Source organism: Streptomyces sp. NPDC089424, assembly GCF_044749345.1.
GTDB lineage: Bacteria > Actinomycetota > Actinomycetes > Streptomycetales > Streptomycetaceae > Streptomyces.
The window spans coordinates 485,995-504,610 of the sequence record NZ_JBIVHU010000001.1 but is presented as its reverse complement, the minus strand read 5'-3'; the positions used below and the strand labels follow the sequence as shown (position 1 = coordinate 504,610).

The window sequence follows — 18,616 nt, the reverse complement described above, 5'->3', positions numbered from 1 at the left end:
TCAGACGCGCTCGACGATCGTGGCGATGCCCATGCCGCCGCCGACGCACAGCGTGGCGAGGCCGAACCGCTTGTCCTGGCGCTCCAGTTCGTCGACGAGGGTCCCGAGGATCATCGCGCCGGTGGCGCCGAGCGGGTGGCCGAGGGCGATGGCGCCGCCGTTGACGTTGACCTTGTCCAGGGACAGGCCCATGTCCCTGACGAACCGCAGGACGACCGCGGCGAAGGCCTCGTTGATCTCGACGAGGTCGATGTCGTCGATGGTGAGCCCGGCCTTGGCGAGCGCCTTGCGGGTGGCGGGGGCGGGGCCGGTGAGCATGATGGTGGGCTCGGAGCCGGAGACCGCGACGGACACGATCCGCGCGCGGGGGGTCAGGCCGAAGCGTTCGCCGACCTCCCTGGAGCCGATCGCGACGAGGGCCGCGCCGTCGACGATGCCGGAGGAGTTGCCCGCGTGGTGCACATGGTCGATCTTCTCGACCCAGTGGTACTTCTGCAGCGCCACGGCGTCGAAGCCGCCGAGGTCGCCGATGTCCGCGAAGGACGGCTTCAGCTTGGCGAGCGAGTCGGCGGTGGTGCCGGGGCGGGGGTGCTCGTCGTGGTCCAGCACGACGAGACCGGCGCGGTCCTTCACGGGCACGACCGAGCGGGCGAAGCGGCCCTCCTTCCAGGCGGTCGCCGCGCGCTCCTGCGACAGGGCCGCGTACTCGTCGACGTCACGGCGGGAGAAGCCCTCGACGGTGGCGATCAGGTCGGCTCCGATGCCCTGCGGGACGAAGTCGACCGCGAGGTTGGTCATCGGGTCGTTGAACCAGGCGCCGCCGTCCGAGGCCATCGGCACCCGGGACATCGACTCGACGCCGCCCGCGAGGACGAGGTCCTCCCAGCCCGAGCGGACCTTCATCGCCGCCATGTTGACGGCCTCCAGGCCGGACGCGCAGAAGCGGTTCTCCTGGACGCCCGCCACCGTGTCCGGCAGGCCCGCGGCGACGGCGGCGATCCGGGCGATGTCGGAGCCCTGGTCGCCCACGGGGCCGACGACGCCGAGCACGATGTCGTCGATCGCGGCGGGGTCGAGGCCCGGGAAGCGGTCGCGGAGTTCGTGGATGAGACCGACGACCAGGTCGATGGGCTTGGTGCCGTGCAGGGCGCCGTTCGCCTTGCCACGTCCGCGCGGGGTGCGGATCGCGTCGTACACGTACGCTTCGGTGGTCACTGGGGGGCCTTTCGGTGAGGGGCTTTCGCGGGGGCTTCGGACATCGGGGTCCCGTCGTGCGTCAGGCTCGGTACGCCCCAGTCGCGGGCCACGTCGGCGGTCCCGGCGCCGGGCAGCGCCGGGCCGCCGCGGACGGCGGTCGGGGTGGCGGAGAAGCGGGGCGCGGGGGCGGGCTGGGTGATGCCGCCGTACTCGGTGAAGGTGCCGCGCGCGGCGAGGTGCGGGTGGCGCGGCGCCTCGCGCAGCGACAGCACGGGCGCGACGCAGGCGTCGGTGTCCTCGAAGAGGGCGGTCCACTCCTCGCGCGTACGGGTCTTGAACCGGGCGGCGACGGCCTCGCGCAGTTCGTCCCAGCGGGTGACGTCCTTGCGTGCCGGGGCCTGGTCGGCGAGGCCGATCAGGGACACGAACTCGTCGTAGAACTGCTGTTCCAGCGCGCCCACCGCCATGTACTCGCCGTCCGCCGTCTCGTAGGTGCCGTAGAACGGGCAGCCGCCGTCGAGGAGGTTGGCGCCGCGCCGGTCCTGCCAGCCGCCGGCGGCGAGCATGCCGTGGATCATCGCGGTGAGGTGGGCGGTGCCGTCGACGATGGCTGCGTCGACGACCTGCCCGGTGCCCGTGGCGCGGGCGTGGTGCAGGGCGGCGAGGACACCGACGACCAGGTAGAGGGAGCCGCCCGCGTAGTCGCCGACCAGGTTGGCCGGGACGGCCGGGGGCTCGCCGGGACGGCCGATCATCCCGAGGGTGCCGGTCGGCGCGATGTAGGCGATGTCGTGGCCGGCGCGCTGGGCCAGCGGGCCCTCCTGGCCCCAGCCGGTCATGCGGCCGTAGACGAGCGCCGGGTTGCGGGCGTGGCAGGCCTCGGGGCCCACGCCGAGGCGCTCGGCGACACCGGGGCGGTTGCCCTCGATCAGGACGTCGGCGCGGGCCACGAGGTCGAGGACGCGGGCGGGGCCGTCCGGGGACTTCAGGTCGAGGACCACCGAGCGTTTGCCGCGGTTGGTGAGGTCGTGGCGGGGGTCGATCGCGAGGCCGCCGCCGCCCGGGCGGTCCACGCGCACGACGTCGGCGCCGAGGTCGGCGAGGAGCATGCCGGCGAAGGGGCCGGGGCCGATGCCGGCCAGCTCGACCACGCGTACGCCGGTGAGCGGGCCGTGCGGTGGCGTCTTCGCCATGGTCTGCAGCCCCCTGTCGCTGTGACACAACTGATGTAACACCGGTGATGGTAAGAACGTGTTCCGGTGGGCACAAGGCCCGGAGGAGCCGGAACGAGCAAGCGCTTAGACATCAGGGTGCCAGGTGACCGGCCGCACCACCACGCCGGAGCGGCGTCAGCGGGCGTCCGGCCCCGCTATCAGGCGTTCGGGGGCCGCGTCGCGGCGGCTCTTCCCACGGGCCCTCGTGCCGGGCTCGGCGACGGGCCCGCCCCAGGGGCGCTCCGCGACCGCGCCGGACGGCGAGGGCGCGAACCCGCGCGCTTTTTCCCACTTCTTCGGGGCGTTCCCGGGCACCGTCACCGTCCACCTCCGGGCTCGTCGTCGGGCTCCGCACGGCTCACGCTAGCCTCAGCCACCGACAGCGGCGCGGGCTGCGGAAGCGAGGGGTTTCATGAGCAAGCCGTCCAGGGCGGACCGTCCGTACGACATCGTGCTCTTCGGAGCCACGGGCTTCGTGGGGACGCTCACGGCCGAGTACCTCGCCCGGCACGCCCCCGACGACCTGCGCTGGGCCCTGGCCGGCCGGAGTGAACTGCAGCTGGCCCGGCTGCGCGAGCGGCTGCGGGAGCGGTCGCCCGGGGGCCCGGAGATCGGGGTGCTGCGGGCCGACGTGACCGACCCGGCCTCGCTGCGCCGCCTCGCCGAGCAGGCGCGTGTGGTGGCCACGACGGTGGGTCCCTACGTGACCTACGGCGAGGAACTCGTGGCCGCCTGCGCGGACAACGGGACCGACTACCTCGACCTGTCGGGTGAACCCGAGTTCGTGGACCTGACCTACGTCCGGCACGACGCCCGCGCGCGGGAGACCGGGGCCCGGCTGGTGCACGCGGCGGGGTTCGACTCGGTGCCGCACGACCTGGGCGTGTACTTCACCGTCCAGCAGCTGCCCGCCGGCGTGCCGCTGACGGTGGACGGGTTCGTCGCGGTCGAGGCCACCTTCTCGGGCGGGACGTTCGCCTCGGCGCTGAACCAGTTCGCGCGGCCGCGGCAGATGGCGGCCGCCGCGCGGGAACGGCACCGGCACGAGCCCCGGCTGGTGGGGCGGCGCGCGACGGCGCCGGCCGGTGCGCCGCGGTTCGTCCCCGAGGTGCGCGCCTGGGCGCTGCCGCTGCCGACGATCGACCCGCAGATCGTGCGCCGCTCGGCGAAGGCCCTGGAGCGCTACGGCCCCGACTTCCGCTACCGGCACTACGCCGCGGTACGGCGGCTGCCGGTGGCGGTGGGCGGGGTCGCGGCGGTCGGCGCGCTCGCGGCGGCCGCCCAACTGCCGCCCGCCCGGCGCTGGTTGTCCGACCGCCTCAAGCCCGGCCAGGGGCCGAGCGCGGAGCGGCGGGCGAAGAGCTGGTTCTCCGTGCGCTTCGTCGGCGAGGGCGGCGGCCGCAAGGTGTTCACCGAGGTCGCGGGCGGTGACCCGGGGTACGGCGAGACGGCGAAGATGTTCGCCGAGGGCGCCCTGTCCCTGGCCTTCGACGAGCTGCCCGCGACCGCCGGCCAGGTCACCACGGCGGTGGCGATGGGCGACGCGCTCCTCGACCGCCTCCGCGCGGCGGGCATCACCTTCCGTCTGGCGGCCAGCAGGTAGTCCCGGCGCCCACGACGCGGGGCCGCTCCGGCGCCCGTCGTCCCCCGAACGGCGAATCGGCGTGGGCCCTCACGTCGTCCACTCGGCCAGCGTGTAGATCATCGCGCCGAGCCAGGCCAGGCCCGCCAGCACGGCCAGGGACAGGGCCGTGGTCATCGCGCGCTCCACGGGGCGGCTCGGGCGGGCGGCGGGATCGGGGGCGCGGTGTGTCGTCATGCGGCCCACCCTGCCGACCGGGCGGGGCGCCGGCATCCGTACAGCTACTCAGACGGGTCCGGTCACGGCGGGCCCGGGTACTCAGCTAGGCGCCGGCCGTCGCCTCGCGCAGGGCCCGGCGGCACAGCGAGTCGGCCAGACGGGTGGTCTCCGGCAGGCGGTAGCGCGGGCTGAGGCGCAGGACGTGGGCGCAGGCCGTGTCCAGGAAGACGCGGTGCCCGACGGACACGTAGACCGGCTTGACGCCCTGCTGGGTGCGCAGGGCCCGGCCGACCTCCTCGTCGCCCGCGAGCAGGGGGGACGACGACCCGCGCGCGGGTGCCGGGTCGGTGTGGGTGAAGGTGAACGGGTTCTTGGCCACGCCGATGGTGGGCAGGCCCGACAGGACGCCGAGGTGGCTCGCGAGCCCGAAGCGGCGCGGGTGGGCGAGGCCGTAGCCGTCGCACACCACCAGTCCGGGCGGGACCGGCAGGGCGGCGAGGGCGGCCAGGACGGTGGGGATCTCGCGGAAGGCGAGCAGGCCGGGCACGTAGGGGAAGGAGATCCGCCCGACGGCCGTGGCCTCGGCGACGACGTCGAGCGTGGCCGCGTCCAGCACGACGGCCGCGGCCGCCACCACGTCCCGCTCGTCGTCGTAGGCGACGTCGACGCCGGTGACGTGGCCGGTGCCGGGCGCGGGCCCCGGCTCGTCGAGCACCACCCGGCGGCGCAACGCGTCCTGCACGGCGCGCGCCTGCTCCTCGGTGGCCGGCCAGTCCTCGGGAATGCCTACGGTCGTCGTCATGGTGAGGACGAGGGTACGGGGCCGGGCGGTCCTGTCCTCGGGCCGCCAGGGGCCGGGTCACTTGTCGAGCGCGCGCCGCAGCTGCTGCTTGTTCATGTCCGAACGGCCGTGGATGTTGCGCCGTTTGGCCTCCTGGTACAGCTGGTCGTAGGTGGGGCCCTGGGAGCCCTTCCCGGACCGCAGGCCGCCCCGCCTGCCGGACGACATGTCCTCGGTGGAGGTGCGGCCGGCGGTCCTGGACTCGCCGGAGCGTGCGCGTTCCTTGTTCACCGTGCGGGCCGCGATCTCCTTGGCGCGCCCGGCGCTCTCGCCCCGGTCCTGAGCACTCTGCTTGATGTGCTCGTACTGCCGTTCCCGCTTGGGGCTCGAACCGCTTGGCATGTCCGCTCACTTCCTCTCACATCGGGCGAACGAGTACCCCCATCGTGGGTGAATACGACACCCGGGGCGCGATCAGCTCCCCGGACGGGCGACGCGACCGCGCCCTCGGCGCCGGGCACGGTGACGTACGTCACTGCGCCCGCGGGTGCACGGATGCGCGGATTCCGTCGTCTCACCCAGTGCCCGGCCTCACACCGGAAAGCCGTCCGGCCGTCACAAGGGAGCAAGGCGATGTCCACCGTCATCGAGCAGTCGGTCGAGGCGCGTCTCGTCGCCGCCGCCCCCCGGATGCCGAGCATCCCCGCGACGCTCACCTACGACCTGGCGGATCCGTTCGCGATCCGGATGACGTTCCCGGCCCCGGCCACGCTGGAGGACGAGGAGGTCTGCTGGACGTTCTCCCGTGAGCTGCTGGCCGCCGGCATGCACGAGCCCGAGGGCCGCGGCGACGTGCGGGTGCGGCCCTACGCCTACGACCGGACGGTGCTGGAGTTCCACGCCCCGGAGGGCACGGCCGTCGTACACGTCCGCTCGGGCGAACTGCGCCGGTTCCTGGAGGCGACGCGCGTGCTGGTGCCCGAGGGCCTGGAGCACGCCTACCTCGACCTGGACCACGACCTGGCGGAGCTGCTGCGGGACGCCTGCTGACCTGCCCCTTTCCGGTGTGCGGGGCGCCGTGACCGCGGGCGCCCGTTATTCCGTTGACAGGCCCTGGCGCCCCTCGTACGTTGTATGAGGTCCTGTTGCCGCCGATTGGAGAAGGACGTTGCTCGTCTGAGGTCCTGAGACACCGCTGCACACCTGACGGGTGTGTATGCCGCGTGCGACCTCGGCGTTCGAGCCGTCCTTGGCGGAGCAGGGCTTCGCCTGTGCTCCCGCACCCCTGGGCCCGTCGGCCCGCGCGGTGGTCGCCGCCTTCCGGTGTCTCGATACGCGTTGCCCCTGAACGCTTCAAGCAACCGCGAGGCCCTTGTGCATACTTCGATCACCTGTACGTCCCTCACCTTCGCCTGGCCCGACGGCACCTCCGTCCTCGACGGCCTCGACGCCTCCTTCGGCCCCGGCCGGACCGGGCTCGTCGGCGTCAACGGTTCGGGGAAGTCCACCCTGCTCAAGCTGATCGCGGGCGAGCTGCGCCCGACGGACGGCACCGTGCGCGTCGCGGGCGAGGTGGGCCACCTCCCGCAGCACGTCACCCTGGACACCGCCCTGCGCGTCGACGAGGTCCTCGGCATCGCCGCCCGGCGTGCCGCGCTGCACGCCATCGAGTCCGGCGACGCGAGCGAGGCGCACTTCGAGACCGTCGGCGACGACTGGGACGTCGAGGAGCGCGCCCTGGCCGCCCTCGGCGAACTCGGCCTCGGCCATGTCGGGCTGGGCCGCACGGTCGGCGAGATCTCCGGCGGTGAGTCCGTCCTGCTGCGCCTGGCGGCCCTGCTGCTGCGGCGGCCGGACGTCCTGCTGCTGGACGAGCCGACCAACAACCTCGACGTGTACGCGCGCAGGCGGCTGTACGCGGCCGTGGCGGCCTGGCCGGGCGTCATGGTGGTGGTCAGCCACGACCGCGAGCTGCTCGAACTGGTCGACCAGATCGCCGATCTGCGCTCCGGGGAGATCACCTGGTACGGCGGGAACTTCTCGGCGTACGAGGAGGCCCTGGAGACCGAGCAGGAGGCGGCCGAGCGGATGGTGCGGGCCGCCGAGGCCGACTTCCGCAAGCAGAAGCGCGAACTGGCCGACGCCCAGGTCAAGCTGGCCCGCCGCAAGCGGTACGGCCAGAAGATGTTCGAGCAGAAGCGCGAGCCGAAGATCGTCATGGGGGCGCGCAAGCGCGCGGCGCAGGAGTCCGCGGGCAAGCACCGCATCATGCACGAGGAGAAGCTCGCCGAGGCCAGGGAGCGCCTAGACGAGGCCGTGGACGCCGTGCGGGACGACGACGAAATCCGCGTCGACCTGCCGTACACCGCGGTCCCGCAGGGCCGGAGCGTGCTCACCCTGCGGGACCTGGAGCTCGCCTACGGAGCCCGTGTCGAGGGCGGCCTCGATCTGCACGGCCCCGAGCGGATCGCGCTGGTCGGGCGCAACGGCGCGGGCAAGACCACGCTGCTGCGCACCGTCGCCGGAGAGCTTGCGCCGGTGTCCGGCCAGGCCACGGCGCACGTGCCGCTGCGCTTCCTGCCGCAGCGGCTGGACGTCCTCGACGGCGGGCTGACGGTCGCCGAGAACGTGGCCCGGTTCGCGCCGGGCGCCACCAACAACCGGATCCGGGCGCGGCTGGCGCGCTTCCTGTTCCGGGGCGCCCGGGCCGACCAGCGGGCGGACACGCTCTCCGGCGGGGAACGCTTCCGCGCGACGCTGGCCGCGCTGATGCTGGCGGAGCCCGCACCGCAGCTGCTGATGCTGGACGAGCCGACGAACAACCTGGACATGGCGAGCGTGCGGCAGCTCACCACGGCCCTGGAGTCCTACGAGGGGGCGCTGATCGTGGCCAGCCACGACCTGCCGTTCCTGGAGTCGATCGGCATCACGCGCTGGCTGCTGCTGGACGGCGAACTCAGGGAAATCACGCCGGAAGCTGTCGGGTATCCCTCCTAGCTTCACAGGCATGACCGAGTACATCACCCTGACCGGAGCCCGTGAGAACAACCTGAAGGACGTCACCCTCCGCATCCCGAAAGGCCGGCTGACCGTGTTCACCGGCGTTTCGGGATCGGGCAAGTCGTCCGTCGTCCTCGACACGATCGCGGTCGAGTCGCAGCGCCAGCTGAACGAGACCTTCACCTGGTTCGTGCGCAACCGGCTGCCCAAGTACGAGCGGCCGCACGCGGACGGGCTGGAGGACCTCACGCCCGCGATCGTGGTGGACCAGCGGCCGATCGGGGGCCATTCCCGGTCCACCGTCGGCACCATGACGGACATCCAGTCCGTGCTCCGCGTGCTGTACTCGCGGCACGGCACCCCGAGCGCCGGTCCGGCCACGGCGTACTCGTTCAACGACCCGTCGGGCATGTGCCCCGGCTGCGACGGCCTGGGCCGGGCGGTCCGGCCCGACTGGGACCGCGTCCTCGATCCGGCCCGGTCGCTGGCGGACGGCGCGGTCCGCTTCCCGCCGTTCACCGCGGGGACCTGGCAGGGGAAGACGTACACCAACAGCGACGAACTGGACCCGGACAAGCCGGTGGGAGAGTTCACCGCCGCCGAACGGGAGTTCCTGATGCGGGGACGGCCCGGCAGCAAGGTCTCCGTGAGCGGCTCGGGCGGCACCTGGACCACGGACTACGAGGGGCTCGCGGACCGCTTCGAGCGGCTGTACCTGAAGCGGGATCTGTCGGCGCTGAGCCAGAAGACCCGCGACCTGGTGCGGGAGTACCTCGCGGAGGGGACCTGCCCGCGGTGCGGGGGCGCCCGGCTGAACGCGGCGGCGCTCGCCACCCGGATCGGCGGGCTGTCGATCGCCGACTGCGCCCGGATGCAGGTGACCGACCTGATCGGTGTGCTGAGGGGCGTCGACGACCCGGTGGCGGGACCGGTCGCCGGGGCCGCCGTCACCGCTCTGGAACGCGTCGAGGCGATCGGCCTCGGCTACCTCAGCCTGGACCGGGAGACGTCGACGCTGTCCGGCGGCGAGGGGCAGCGCCTGAAGACCGTGCGTCATCTGGGCTCCAGCCTGACCGGGATGACGTACATCTTCGACGAGCCGAGCGTCGGGCTGCACCCGCGCGACGTCGGGCGGCTGGGCGACCTGCTGCTGCGGCTGCGGGACAAGGGCAACACCGTGCTGGTGGTGGAGCACGACCCCGACGTCATCGCGCTGGCCGACCACGTCGTCGACATGGGACCGGGCGCGGGCGCCGACGGCGGGCGGGTGGTGTTCGAGGGGACACCGGGCGAGCTGACGGCCGCCGACACGCCGACCGGGCGCTGCCTGGGGCGCCGAACGACCGTCAAGGAGCCCGTCCGGCGGGCGACGGGAGGGCTGTGGGTGAAGGACGCCGGCCGGCACAACCTGCGGGACGTGACGGTGCGGTTCCCGACCGGGGTGCTGTGCGCCGTGACCGGGGTCGCCGGGTCCGGCAAGAGCACGCTGGTCTCGCAGTTCACGGCCGCTCACCCGGACGCCGTGGTGGTGGACCAGTCCTCCATCGGCATCTCCGCACGGTCCACCCCGGCCACCTACCTCGGGGTGATGGACGCCGTGCGGCGGATCTTCGCCCGGGAGACGGGCGTCTCGCCGGGGCTGTTCAGCTTCAACTCGACGGGCGCGTGCGGGACCTGCGAGGGGCGCGGGATCCTCTTCACGGACCTCGCCTTCATGGACCCGGTGACGACGACCTGCCCCGACTGCGAGGGGCGGCGGTTCCGGGAGGAGGTGCTGGCGCTGACCGTCCGCGGGACCTCGGTCGCCGACGTGCTGGAGATGACCGCCGACCAGGCGCTGGGGTTCTTCCAGGACGCGGCAGTACGGCGCCGGCTGCGCGCCCTGAAGGAGGTCGGGCTCCCCTATCTGACGCTGGGACAGCCGCTGTCCACGCTGTCGGGGGGTGAGCGGCAGCGGATGAAGCTGGCGACCCGGCTGCACCGCACCGGCACGGTGTACGTCCTCGACGAACCGACGACCGGGCTGCACCTGTCGGACGTCGACGGGCTGCTCCGGCTCCTGGACGGACTCGTGGACGCCGGGAACACGGTGGTCGTCGTGGAGCACTCCCTGGAGGTGGTGGCGCACGCCGACTGGGTGATCGACCTGGGCCCCGGCGGCGGCCGGGACGGCGGTCGGGTGGTCTTCGAGGGGACGCCGGGCGAGCTGTCGGGCTTCGAGGGGTCCTTCACGGGCGAGCACCTGCGGAGGGTGTCGGCGTAGGTGCGCGCTCCGGGGCCTGTCCTCTTCCACAATGTCCCTGCATGATGTCGGCCGGCCCCGACAGGTTCCGGCCGCGGCCGGGTAACCGGACAGCAACAGCGCCCCATCCGATACGGAGACCGCACGTGCCCAGCAAGAAGGCCCTCATCCGTCGCCCCGGCCCGCGCCTCGCCGAGGGCCTGGTGACGCACATCCCGCGGGAGAAGGCCGATGCCGAGCTCGCGGTCCGGCAGTGGGAGGCGTACGCGGAGGCGCTGCGCACCCACGGCTGGGAGACGATCGAGGTCGATCCCGCGGACGACTGCCCGGACGCCGTGTTCGTGGAGGACGCCGTGGTCATGTACCGGAACGTCGCGCTGATCGCGCGCTCCGGTGCCGAGTCCCGGCGGGACGAGACCGGGGGCGTCGAGGAGGCCGTCGCCCGTCTGGGCTGCTCGGTGAACTGGATCTGGGAGCCGGGCACCCTGGACGGCGGCGACGTGCTGAAGATCGGCGACACGATCTACGTCGGCCGCGGCGGCCGCACCGACGCTGCCGGGCTGCAGCAACTGCGGGCCGCCTTCGAGCCGCTGGGGGCGCGTGTCGTCGCCGTGCCCGTCAGCAAGGTGCTGCATCTGAAGTCGGCGGTCACGGCGTTGCCGGACGGGACCGTGATCGGGCACATTCCGCTGATGGACACACCGTCGTTGTTCGGGCGTTTCCTCCATGTGCCGGAGCCCTCCGGCTCCCATGTGGTGCTGCTCGGCGGGGACAAACTGCTCATGGCCGCCAGCGCCCCGAAGACCGCCGAGCTCTTCACGGACCTCGGCTACACCCCGGTGGTCGTGGACATCAGCGAGTTCGAGAAACTCGAAGGATCTGTGACATGCCTCTCGGTGCGGCTCCGTGAGCTGTATGCCTAGAGGGTCTGAACAGGGGTCTTTACAGCGCACTTAACCTACGTCTTCGTAACCTACGGATTCGTAGCCTACGATCCCGTAGGTTCCGGCGCCGCTCGCCGGTCCGACACTCTTAGTCCCACGTCCCCCTGGAGTACCCGTGACGATCACCTCTCCGCACCTCGGCAGCCCCTCCGTCTGGACCGACGCCCGGCTGCTGTACGCCCTGGAGGAAGTGGTCGAGAAGGAGCTCAATCGCCACCTGCAGGTCGCCAAGGACTGGATGCCGCACGAGTACGTGCCCTGGACCGACGGCCGTAACTTCCCCGGCCTCTTCGAGGACGGCGAGGCCTGGGAGAAGGACCAGTCCAAGGTCACCGAGATCGGCCGGATCGCACTGGTCGTCAATCTGCTGACCGAGGACAACCTCCCCAGCTACCACCACGAGATCGCCTCCCTCTTCGGCCGCGACGGCGCCTGGGGCACCTGGGTGCACCGCTGGACCGCCGAGGAGGGCCGGCACGGCATCGTGATGCGCGACTACCTGCTGACGTCGCGCGCGGTGGACCCGGACAAGCTGGAGCAGTTCCGGATGTCGCACATGAGCGAGGGCTTCGAGTCGGACAACCGGCACTCGATGCTGCACTCCGTCGCCTACGTCGCCTTCCAGGAGCTCGCGACCCGGATCTCGCACCGCAACACCGGCCACCAGTCGGGTGACCCCGTCTGCGACCGGATGCTGGCGCGCATCGCCACCGACGAGAACCTGCACATGGTGTTCTACCGCAACCTGCTGAAGGCGGCCTTCGAGTTGGCGCCCGACCTGACCATGCAGGCGGTGCGGGACGTCGTCGTGGACTTCCGCATGCCCGGCCACGGCATCCCCGGCTTCGAGCGGGCCGCCGCGCAGATGGCCATCGGCGAGGTCTACAACATGCGCATCCACCACGACGACGTGCTCCAGCCGGTGCTGCGCTTCCTGAAGATCATGGAGATCGACGGGCTCGGCCCCGAGGGCCTCAAGGCGCAGGAGGAGCTCGGGCTCTTCATGAACGGGCTGGACGCCGAGGCGCGGAAGTTCGACGAGAAGCTCGCGGCGCGCAAGGCGCGGATGGCGGCACGCGGGACGGCCTGACCCCGCCCCCGTGCCCGCTCCGTCCCCGCCTCCACCTCCGCCGGACGGGGCGGCACGACGTGCGGCACGTCGTCCTGAATCGACCTGTCGACAGGGCGACTTGCCGTCAGCAGGAGGTGCGGCGGAGGTGGAGGCGCTCCTTCTCGGACAGGCCTCCCCAGACGCCGAAGCGCTCGTCGTTCCTCAGCGCGTAGTCGAGGCAGGCGGGGCGCATCTCGCACAGGCCGCAGATGCGCTTCGCCTCACGCACCGAGCTGCCCGGCTCGGGAAAGAAGAAGTCCGACCCCGTCTGAGCGCACAGGGCCCCGGCCTGCCATGCGGTGTCCGCGGGGGTGCTGGTTTCGAAGTGCATGACGCAGAGCCTGCCGCGGCGCGAAAAACGTTCGATCAACGCGCGCTCAACGCCCCGTCCCAGGGCCCCCGGCCGCCCCGATGATGCCCGTGCGGCGGGGCGTGACGCACGGCGGCGCGCGGGAGCGGCGGCGACGAGGAGGATCCCGCTCGTCACGGAAGGTGAGCGTCAAGGAAGCGTTCGGCGCGTGGTGTCCGCCACGCGTTCGCCGGTGGGCGGTGCGAGACTCGGCAGTGCAGGCAGCGGGTCCGACCGGGAGGCAACGATGCTCAGCACCCGTTTCGTCAACGGCGCTCCGAACTGGATCGATGTCGCCACCCCCGACATCGACGGCGCCGTCCACTTCTACGGCGGTCTCTTCGGCTGGCGGTTCCGCTCGGCGGGCCCCGAGGCCGGGGGCTACGGCTTCTTCCAGCTCGACGGCCTGACCGTGGCCGGCGGCATGCAGGCCACCGGCGAACAGGGCCCGCCGTCCTGGACGGTGTACTTCCACAGCCCCGACGCGCAGGCCACGGCGAAGGCGGCCGAGCAGGCGCACGGGCGGGTGCTAGTGGAGCCCATGGACGTGCTGGACCAGGGCCGCATGGCGATCCTGGCGGACCGCCAGAACGTGCCGTTCGGCATCTGGCAGCCCGGCCTCAACAAGGGCGTGGACGTGCTCGACGCCCCTGGCGCGCTGTGCTGGCTGGAGCTGTACACGCCGGACATCGCGGCGGCCGCCGGCTACTACAACAGGCTGCTCGGCTGGGAGACCTCGGCGGTGCACTTCCCGGGCGGCTCGTACACCTGCTTCAACCCGGCGGGACAGGACGAGGACACGATGTTCGGCGGTCTGGTCCCGCTGGCCGACGACCCGGCGGAGGACGTGCCGCACTGGCTGCCGTACTTCGAGGTCACCGACACGGACGCCGTGGTGGCCAGGGCCCGGGAGCTCGGCGGCACGGTCCGCAGGGAGCCCGTGGACCTGCCCGGCGTGGGCCGTGTCGCCAAGCTGGCCGATCCCTACGGCGCCCGCTTCGCGCTGATCAGGACCGCCGCGCCGCGGACCTGAGCCGCCGGACCCTCAGCACGCCCCGTGTCTCACGCCCTTGGCGGGGGCCCAGGCGGCGTCAGGCGGAGGCGCGGCGCACCAGAGTGGTCGACAGGACGACACCGGGCTCCGAGTCCTCCTCCGGCTCGCCGTGCCCCGCGCGCAGCCGGCGAAGCAGGAGGCGGGCCATCAGCCGGCCCATCCCCTCTATGTCCTGACGGACCGTGGTGAGCGGCGGGTCGGTCTGCTCGGCGAGGGGCAGCATGTCGTCGAAGCCGACCACGGCGACGTCGTCGGGGACCCGCCGCCCGGCCTCCCGGAGCACGCGCAGGGCGCCCGACGCCATGAGGTCGTTCGCGGCGAACACGGCGTCCAGGTCGGGGTGGCGCTCCAGGAGTTCGCGCATCGCCCGCGCGCCCCCCGCCGGGGTGAAGTCGCCCTCGGCGACGAGCCGCGGGTCGGTGTCGGCCATGACGTCCCGGAAGCCGTCGAGCCGGTCGACCGCGGAGGTCTGGTCGAGGGCCCCGGCGATGTGCGCGACGCGCCCACGGCCGAGGCCCACGAGATGCCGTACGGCCTCGCGGGCGCCGCCCCGGTTGTCGCTGTCGACGTAGACGGCACCGTCGCCGTCGTCGCTCCAGTCCGGCCGCCCGCCGAAGACGGTGGGGACGCCGGCGCGCCGGATGAGGGCGGGCAGTGCGTCGTCGAGGTGCAGGGAGAACACCAGCGCCCCGTCGACGTGTCCGCCCGCGAGATAGCGGCCGACGCGGGCGTGGTCGTCGCGGCCCTCGGTGAGCAGCAGGACGAGCTGGTTGTCGTGCGCGGTCAGCTCCTTGCTGATGCCGCGGAGTTGGAGCGCGAAGAAGGGGTCGGCGAAGACGCGGGTCTCCGGCTCGGCGATGACGACGGCGACCGCGTCGTGGCGTCTGGTCACCAGGCTGCGGGCCGCCTGGTTGGGCACGTACCCCAGTTCGTCGACGGCGCGCCGCACCCGTTCGATCAGCGGCTCGCGCACTCCGTCCCCGCCGTTGACCACCCGCGAGACGGTGGCGCGCGACACCCCGGCCCGGGCGGCCACGGCCTCCAGCGTGGGACGTGACACTGCCTCGGACACTTCTGGACTCCTCACCGGCGCTTGCCGATCAGGATAACCGCACGCCGGCACGCGGGAGGGGGCGCTCACCACGCGAACGCACCCCCCGCTCCGTGCCGGTGAGCCGCCGCTCAGTGATGGTGGGCGCCGTGCGCGCCCTCGGCTGCGGCCGCCCCCGCGGCGTCCTTGGCGCCGTCCGCCGTGTGCGGCTCATGGGGGTCGTGCGGCTCGTACCCGGGAATCGTCCCGTCCGTCTTCTTCACCAGGAACAGGCCCACCATCCCCATGTCCGAGTGGCTCTGCACATGGCAGTGGTACATCCACGCCCCGGCGCCCACGCCCTCGCCCGCGATCACCTGGAAGCCGAAGGAGTCGGCCGGGCCCACGATCTTGTTGTCGACGACCTGGCTGGGATCGTCGGGTCCGGTCAGCATGCCGGTGCGGTTGTCTGCCCAGCGGTGACCGTGCATGTGGAAGGTGTGGTAGTACTCGCCGTGGGTGATCACGACGAACTCGACCCGGTCCCCCACCGTGGCCTCGAAGTCGGGCCCGGTGTGCGGCGCTCTGTTGTTGATGCGCAGGTCGTTGAAGACGATCGTGTGGGTGCGGTCCGGCAGCACGTCGCCCTGCCTGCGGACGATCACCGGGCCGTAGAGGCCCTTCTGGATCCCGCCGGTGCCGTGTTCCGTGCCCACCACGTGGTCGTGGTAGTGCCAGTAACCCGCGCTGCCCGCCCGCCAGGTGCCGTCCTTGCGACGGCCGGGCGCGTGGGTGCGCCAGGTGTAGGTACGGGTCCCACCCGGCGCCACATGGCTCTTGTTGAGCTTGGTGCCGTCACTGGTGATCTCGTAGTCCAGCCCGTGCACGTGCAGGCTCACGTCGATGTCCGTGGTGTTCTCGAACTCGATGTGCACGGTGTCGCCCTCGTTGAGCTCGATCAAGGGCCCCGGGATGCTCGCCCTGCCCTTCTCGAAGCCGTAGCCGAGCTGCCCGTCGGCGAGCTTCTCCGCGTAGAGCTTGATGTGTCTGACCTGGCCTCCGGCCGGGGCCGTCCGCGCCGTCGTCGCCTGACCGGCGCCGGTCGCCTCCGTGCCCAGGGACAACGATGTCGCGACGGCGGCTCCGCCGACAGCGGCGCCACCCAGGAGGACCCGCCGGTTGAACCCACGTCTGTCCATGCCGAACTCCCCACTGCGGTACGGGATTCGAGACGGTAGCGGGGACCGCGCCGTTTATCCACGGTCAGGACAAAGTTCGTTCGATCCCGGTCATATCTCTTGGCGAACCGAGCAAAGAGGTCTAGCTTCTAGGCGCTGTTGCTGTGACCGACGAGGGGTGGATGACCACATGCGGTCCACATCGCACCACAGACCCAACCGTTTCATCAGTCCGCCGAGAAGGACGAGAACCGGACGGCGGGCCTGGACGGCCGCCCTGACCGCCGGATTAGTCACCGCGGGCCTGCTCTCCGGCTCGGCCGCGAGTGCCCGCCCGGCCCCGGATCCGTCCCTGACAACGATGTCCGTCAAGTCGCCCCCCGGCGGCTCCAACGTCCGCGTGCTGGTCTTCCACGGCTCCGCGGCAGCCGGCGACGAGTCACCCGTGGTGAACGCCGGCATCGAGGCGATCGAGCAGATCGGCCTGACCGGGCCGACCGCCCAGCGCTTCAGGACCGAGGCCACGAACGACGCCTCGGTCTTCACCAACGAGACCAGGCTGGGCCGTTACAACGCGATCGTGTTCCTGACCGGCGGCGGCGACGTGCTGGAGCCGGAGCAGGAGGCGGGTCTGGAGGCCTACATGGAGGCCGGCGGCGGTTTCGTCGGCATCCATGACGCCGCCCGCGCCGAGCCGTACTCCGACTGGTACACCGGCCTCGTCGGCGCCCGCCCGGCGCCGAACAGCCCGGCTTCCGTCCAGCGGGCCACCGTCGAGGTGGGCGACCGCAACCACCCGGCCACCAAGGACCTGCCGGTCCAGTGGAAGCGGCCCGACCAGTGGCCGAACTGGGTGAAGAACCCGTCCGGCGAGGTGCACACGGTGGCCCGGGTGCGCGAGTCGACGTACCAGCCCGGCGCGAGCGCCAACGGCTGGGACCACCCGATCAGCTGGTGCCGCGACTACGACGGCGGCCGTTCCTTCTACACCGGCATGGGCGGCACGGTGTCGTCGTACGACGAGACCGACTTCCGCGCCCATCTGCGCGGCGCCCTGCAGTGGACGACCCGTCTCGCGCGGGCCGACTGCAAGGCTACGATCAACGCCAACTACAAGGCGGAGCGGCTGACCAAGGCGAACCAGCCCGGTCAGAACGACCAGATCGGCGAGCCGCACGGCCTGGTCACCGCCCCCGACGGCCGTGTGCTGTACATCGGCCGCGGCGGCGCCGACTCCTCCCAGCCGGTGATCACCGACTGGAACAACCCGGACATCGGCAAGGGCAAGGGCGAGATCCACGTCTACGACCCGAAGACCAAGCAGGTCACCCTGGCCGGCGCGCTGACCGTCTTCGGCAACAAGGGCGGCGGCGACGAACTGGTCAAGGTCGAGGAGGGGTTGCTCGGCATCGAGCTGGACCCGCGCTTCGAGGACAACGGCTGGGTGTACCTGCACTGGACGCCGCACTCGCAGATCGACCGCGACACCAGGATGGCCGAGCGGCGGGTCTCCCGCTTCACGCTGGACCTCGCCACCAACAAGCTGGACCTCGGCAGCGAGAAGGTGCTGCTGCACTGGCCGGTGCAGATCCACAGTTGCTGCCACGCCGGTGGCGGGATGACCTGGGACTCCGAGGGCAACCTGTACATCGCGACCGGTGACAACAACTCCAGCGGCTTCAGCGGCGGTTACTCAGGCAACAATCCGGAGCCGAACTACAAGGGCGTCTCGTTCGCCGACGCGCGCCGCACCGCCGGCAACACCAACAACCTCAACGGCAAGATCCTGCGCATCCACCCGGAGGCGAACGGGACCTACACGCTCCCGGAGGGCAACCTCTTCACCGGTGAGGAGACCGCCGAGGGTGGCGGGAAGACCCGCGGCGAGATCTATGTGATGGGGGTCAGGAACCCGGCCCGCATCTTCGTCGACAAGAAGACGGACGTCCTGTACGCGGGCTGGGTGGGCCCGGACGCCTCGGCGCCCTCGACGACCTGGGGCCCCGCGAAGTACGACACCTTCGCCGCCATCACCAAGGCGAGCAACCGGGGCTGGCCGTACTGCATGGGCAACAAGCAGCCCTACCGGGACCGCAACCTGCCGGATCCCTCGAAGCCGCTCGGCTGGTACGACTGCGACCACCCGAAGAACGAGTCCCCGAACAACGACGGTCTCGTGAACCTGCCGCCGGTCACCGGCAACAACATCTGGTACTCGCCCCAGGGCGGCGCACCGGACTTCCCGCGTGACGCGGCCGGAGTCCCCTCCTACAAGCAGGAGGAGGCCACCTACCGGCTGCCGTGGCTGAAGGGCGGCGGACAGGCCGCGATGAACGGTCCGGTGTACCGGTCCGAGGACGTGCCGGCCGACAGCGCCGTCAAGTGGCCCTCGTACTGGGACGGCAAGTGGTTCGTCGGCGACTTCTACGACGCCGACCAGCCGCGCAACGCCGTACTGATGGATCCGAAGACCCTGGGTGACGGCGGGCTGCCGGTCCACTCGGAGTCGCTGAAGAAGATCGTGCCGATCGGCAACGACGGCATCAAGAACCTGATGGACTGGAAGTTCGGTCCGGACGGCGCGCTGTACGTCCTCGACTACGGGCGCGGCTTCTTCACCTCGGACCCGAGGTCGGCACTGTGGCGCGTGACGTACCAGGGCGGCGGTCCCACGCCGGCCGCCGGTCAGCTGGCGAGGGGGACACAGCAGTGACA

16 protein-coding genes are annotated in these 18,616 nt (G+C 72.0%); 8 read left to right on the top strand and 8 right to left on the bottom strand.

Going from position 1 to position 18,616, the window contains the following annotated elements:
* Complete coding sequence (locus tag ACIP2X_RS02080; RefSeq protein WP_401666270.1) at positions 1 to 1,215, bottom strand: acetyl-CoA C-acetyltransferase; 1,215 nt, start codon at positions 1,213 to 1,215, stop codon at positions 1 to 3.
* A complete protein-coding gene (locus ACIP2X_RS02075) occupies positions 1,212 to 2,390 on the bottom strand; it encodes a CaiB/BaiF CoA transferase family protein (protein ID WP_401666267.1) in 1,179 nt (392 codons plus the stop codon). Before ACIP2X_RS02075 ends, ACIP2X_RS02080 begins: the two co-directional genes overlap by 4 nt.
* 433 nt (positions 2,391 to 2,823) lie before the next feature.
* Between ACIP2X_RS02075 and ACIP2X_RS02070 the strand changes: the two genes are divergently transcribed.
* Complete coding sequence (locus ACIP2X_RS02070; protein WP_401666265.1) at positions 2,824 to 4,014, top strand: saccharopine dehydrogenase family protein; 1,191 nt, start codon at positions 2,824 to 2,826, stop codon at positions 4,012 to 4,014.
* Between the two features lie 69 nt (positions 4,015 to 4,083).
* On the opposite strand, the gene mmpA is transcribed toward ACIP2X_RS02070, so the two are convergent.
* The 3 genes from mmpA to ACIP2X_RS02055 form a co-directional block, all read right to left on the bottom strand.
* Complete coding sequence (mmpA, locus tag ACIP2X_RS02065; RefSeq protein ID WP_401666262.1) at positions 4,084 to 4,230, bottom strand: morphogenic membrane protein MmpA; 147 nt, start codon at positions 4,228 to 4,230, stop codon at positions 4,084 to 4,086.
* An 85-nt stretch (positions 4,231 to 4,315) separates the two neighbouring features.
* Positions 4,316 to 5,014, bottom strand: a complete 699-nt coding sequence (locus ACIP2X_RS02060) for an endonuclease V (RefSeq protein ID WP_401666259.1) — start codon at positions 5,012 to 5,014, stop codon at positions 4,316 to 4,318.
* Positions 5,015 to 5,071: 57 nt separating this feature from the next.
* Positions 5,072 to 5,395 (bottom strand): plasmid stabilization protein, encoded by a 324-nt coding sequence (locus ACIP2X_RS02055; protein WP_401666256.1) that lies wholly within the window; start codon positions 5,393 to 5,395, stop codon positions 5,072 to 5,074.
* 231 nt (positions 5,396 to 5,626) lie between these two features.
* On the opposite strand from ACIP2X_RS02055, the gene ACIP2X_RS02050 reads away from it, so the two are divergent.
* The 5 genes from ACIP2X_RS02050 (at position 5,627) to ACIP2X_RS02030 (ending at position 12,269) form a co-directional block, all read left to right on the top strand.
* Positions 5,627 to 6,043, top strand: a complete 417-nt coding sequence (locus tag ACIP2X_RS02050) for an SsgA family sporulation/cell division regulator (RefSeq protein ID WP_401666253.1) — start codon at positions 5,627 to 5,629, stop codon at positions 6,041 to 6,043.
* A 324-nt stretch (positions 6,044 to 6,367) separates the two neighbouring features.
* Entirely contained in the window at positions 6,368 to 7,990 is a 1,623-nt protein-coding gene (locus ACIP2X_RS02045) for an ABC-F family ATP-binding cassette domain-containing protein (RefSeq protein ID WP_401666251.1), read from the top strand.
* A gap of 10 nt (positions 7,991 to 8,000) precedes the next feature.
* Positions 8,001 to 10,256, top strand: a complete 2,256-nt coding sequence (locus tag ACIP2X_RS02040) for an ATP-binding cassette domain-containing protein (protein ID WP_401666248.1) — start codon at positions 8,001 to 8,003, stop codon at positions 10,254 to 10,256.
* A 125-nt stretch (positions 10,257 to 10,381) separates the two neighbouring features.
* Positions 10,382 to 11,158, top strand: coding sequence for a dimethylargininase (ddaH, locus tag ACIP2X_RS02035; protein WP_401666245.1), 777 nt, complete (start codon positions 10,382 to 10,384; stop codon positions 11,156 to 11,158).
* Positions 11,159 to 11,294: 136 nt separating this feature from the next.
* Complete coding sequence (locus tag ACIP2X_RS02030) at positions 11,295 to 12,269, top strand: acyl-ACP desaturase (RefSeq protein WP_401666243.1); 975 nt, start codon at positions 11,295 to 11,297, stop codon at positions 12,267 to 12,269.
* Between the two features lie 106 nt (positions 12,270 to 12,375).
* Here the strand turns inward: ACIP2X_RS02030 and ACIP2X_RS02025 are convergent, their stop codons facing one another.
* Positions 12,376 to 12,621, bottom strand: coding sequence for a WhiB family transcriptional regulator (locus tag ACIP2X_RS02025; protein ID WP_401666240.1), 246 nt, complete (start codon positions 12,619 to 12,621; stop codon positions 12,376 to 12,378).
* Between the two features lie 265 nt (positions 12,622 to 12,886).
* Between ACIP2X_RS02025 and ACIP2X_RS02020 the strand changes: the two genes are divergently transcribed.
* A complete protein-coding gene (locus ACIP2X_RS02020; protein ID WP_401666238.1) occupies positions 12,887 to 13,672 on the top strand; it encodes a VOC family protein in 786 nt (261 codons plus the stop codon).
* 58 nt (positions 13,673 to 13,730) lie between these two features.
* Here ACIP2X_RS02020 and ACIP2X_RS02015 read toward each other — a convergent pair whose 3' ends face one another.
* Both ACIP2X_RS02015 and ACIP2X_RS02010 read right to left on the bottom strand, forming a co-directional pair.
* Positions 13,731 to 14,765 (bottom strand): LacI family DNA-binding transcriptional regulator, encoded by a 1,035-nt coding sequence (locus ACIP2X_RS02015; RefSeq protein ID WP_401666235.1) that lies wholly within the window; start codon positions 14,763 to 14,765, stop codon positions 13,731 to 13,733.
* Positions 14,766 to 14,875: 110 nt separating this feature from the next.
* Positions 14,876 to 15,922, bottom strand: coding sequence for a multicopper oxidase domain-containing protein (locus ACIP2X_RS02010; protein ID WP_401666232.1), 1,047 nt, complete (start codon positions 15,920 to 15,922; stop codon positions 14,876 to 14,878).
* A 256-nt stretch (positions 15,923 to 16,178) separates the two neighbouring features.
* Between ACIP2X_RS02010 and ACIP2X_RS02005 the strand changes: the two genes are divergently transcribed.
* Positions 16,179 to 18,614 (top strand): ThuA domain-containing protein, encoded by a 2,436-nt coding sequence (locus ACIP2X_RS02005; protein WP_401668790.1) that lies wholly within the window; start codon positions 16,179 to 16,181, stop codon positions 18,612 to 18,614.
* The last annotated feature ends 2 nt before the right edge of the window (positions 18,615 to 18,616 follow it).

Coding starts and splice junctions, on each gene's coding strand:
- ACIP2X_RS02055 (WP_401666256.1), bottom strand. CDS start 5,395: ATGCCAAGCGGTTCGAGCCCCAAGCGGGAACGGCAGTACGAGCACATC.
- ACIP2X_RS02075 (WP_401666267.1), bottom strand. CDS start 2,390: ATGGCGAAGACGCCACCGCACGGCCCGCTCACCGGCGTACGCGTGGTC.
- ACIP2X_RS02050 (WP_401666253.1), top strand. CDS start 5,627: ATGTCCACCGTCATCGAGCAGTCGGTCGAGGCGCGTCTCGTCGCCGCC.
- mmpA (WP_401666262.1), bottom strand. CDS start 4,230: ATGACGACACACCGCGCCCCCGATCCCGCCGCCCGCCCGAGCCGCCCC.
- ACIP2X_RS02040 (WP_401666248.1), top strand. CDS start 8,001: ATGACCGAGTACATCACCCTGACCGGAGCCCGTGAGAACAACCTGAAG.
- ACIP2X_RS02010 (WP_401666232.1), bottom strand. CDS start 15,922: ATGGACAGACGTGGGTTCAACCGGCGGGTCCTCCTGGGTGGCGCCGCT.
- ACIP2X_RS02020 (WP_401666238.1), top strand. CDS start 12,887: ATGCTCAGCACCCGTTTCGTCAACGGCGCTCCGAACTGGATCGATGTC.
- ACIP2X_RS02060 (WP_401666259.1), bottom strand. CDS start 5,014: ATGACGACGACCGTAGGCATTCCCGAGGACTGGCCGGCCACCGAGGAG.
- ACIP2X_RS02025 (WP_401666240.1), bottom strand. CDS start 12,621: ATGCACTTCGAAACCAGCACCCCCGCGGACACCGCATGGCAGGCCGGG.
- ACIP2X_RS02070 (WP_401666265.1), top strand. CDS start 2,824: ATGAGCAAGCCGTCCAGGGCGGACCGTCCGTACGACATCGTGCTCTTC.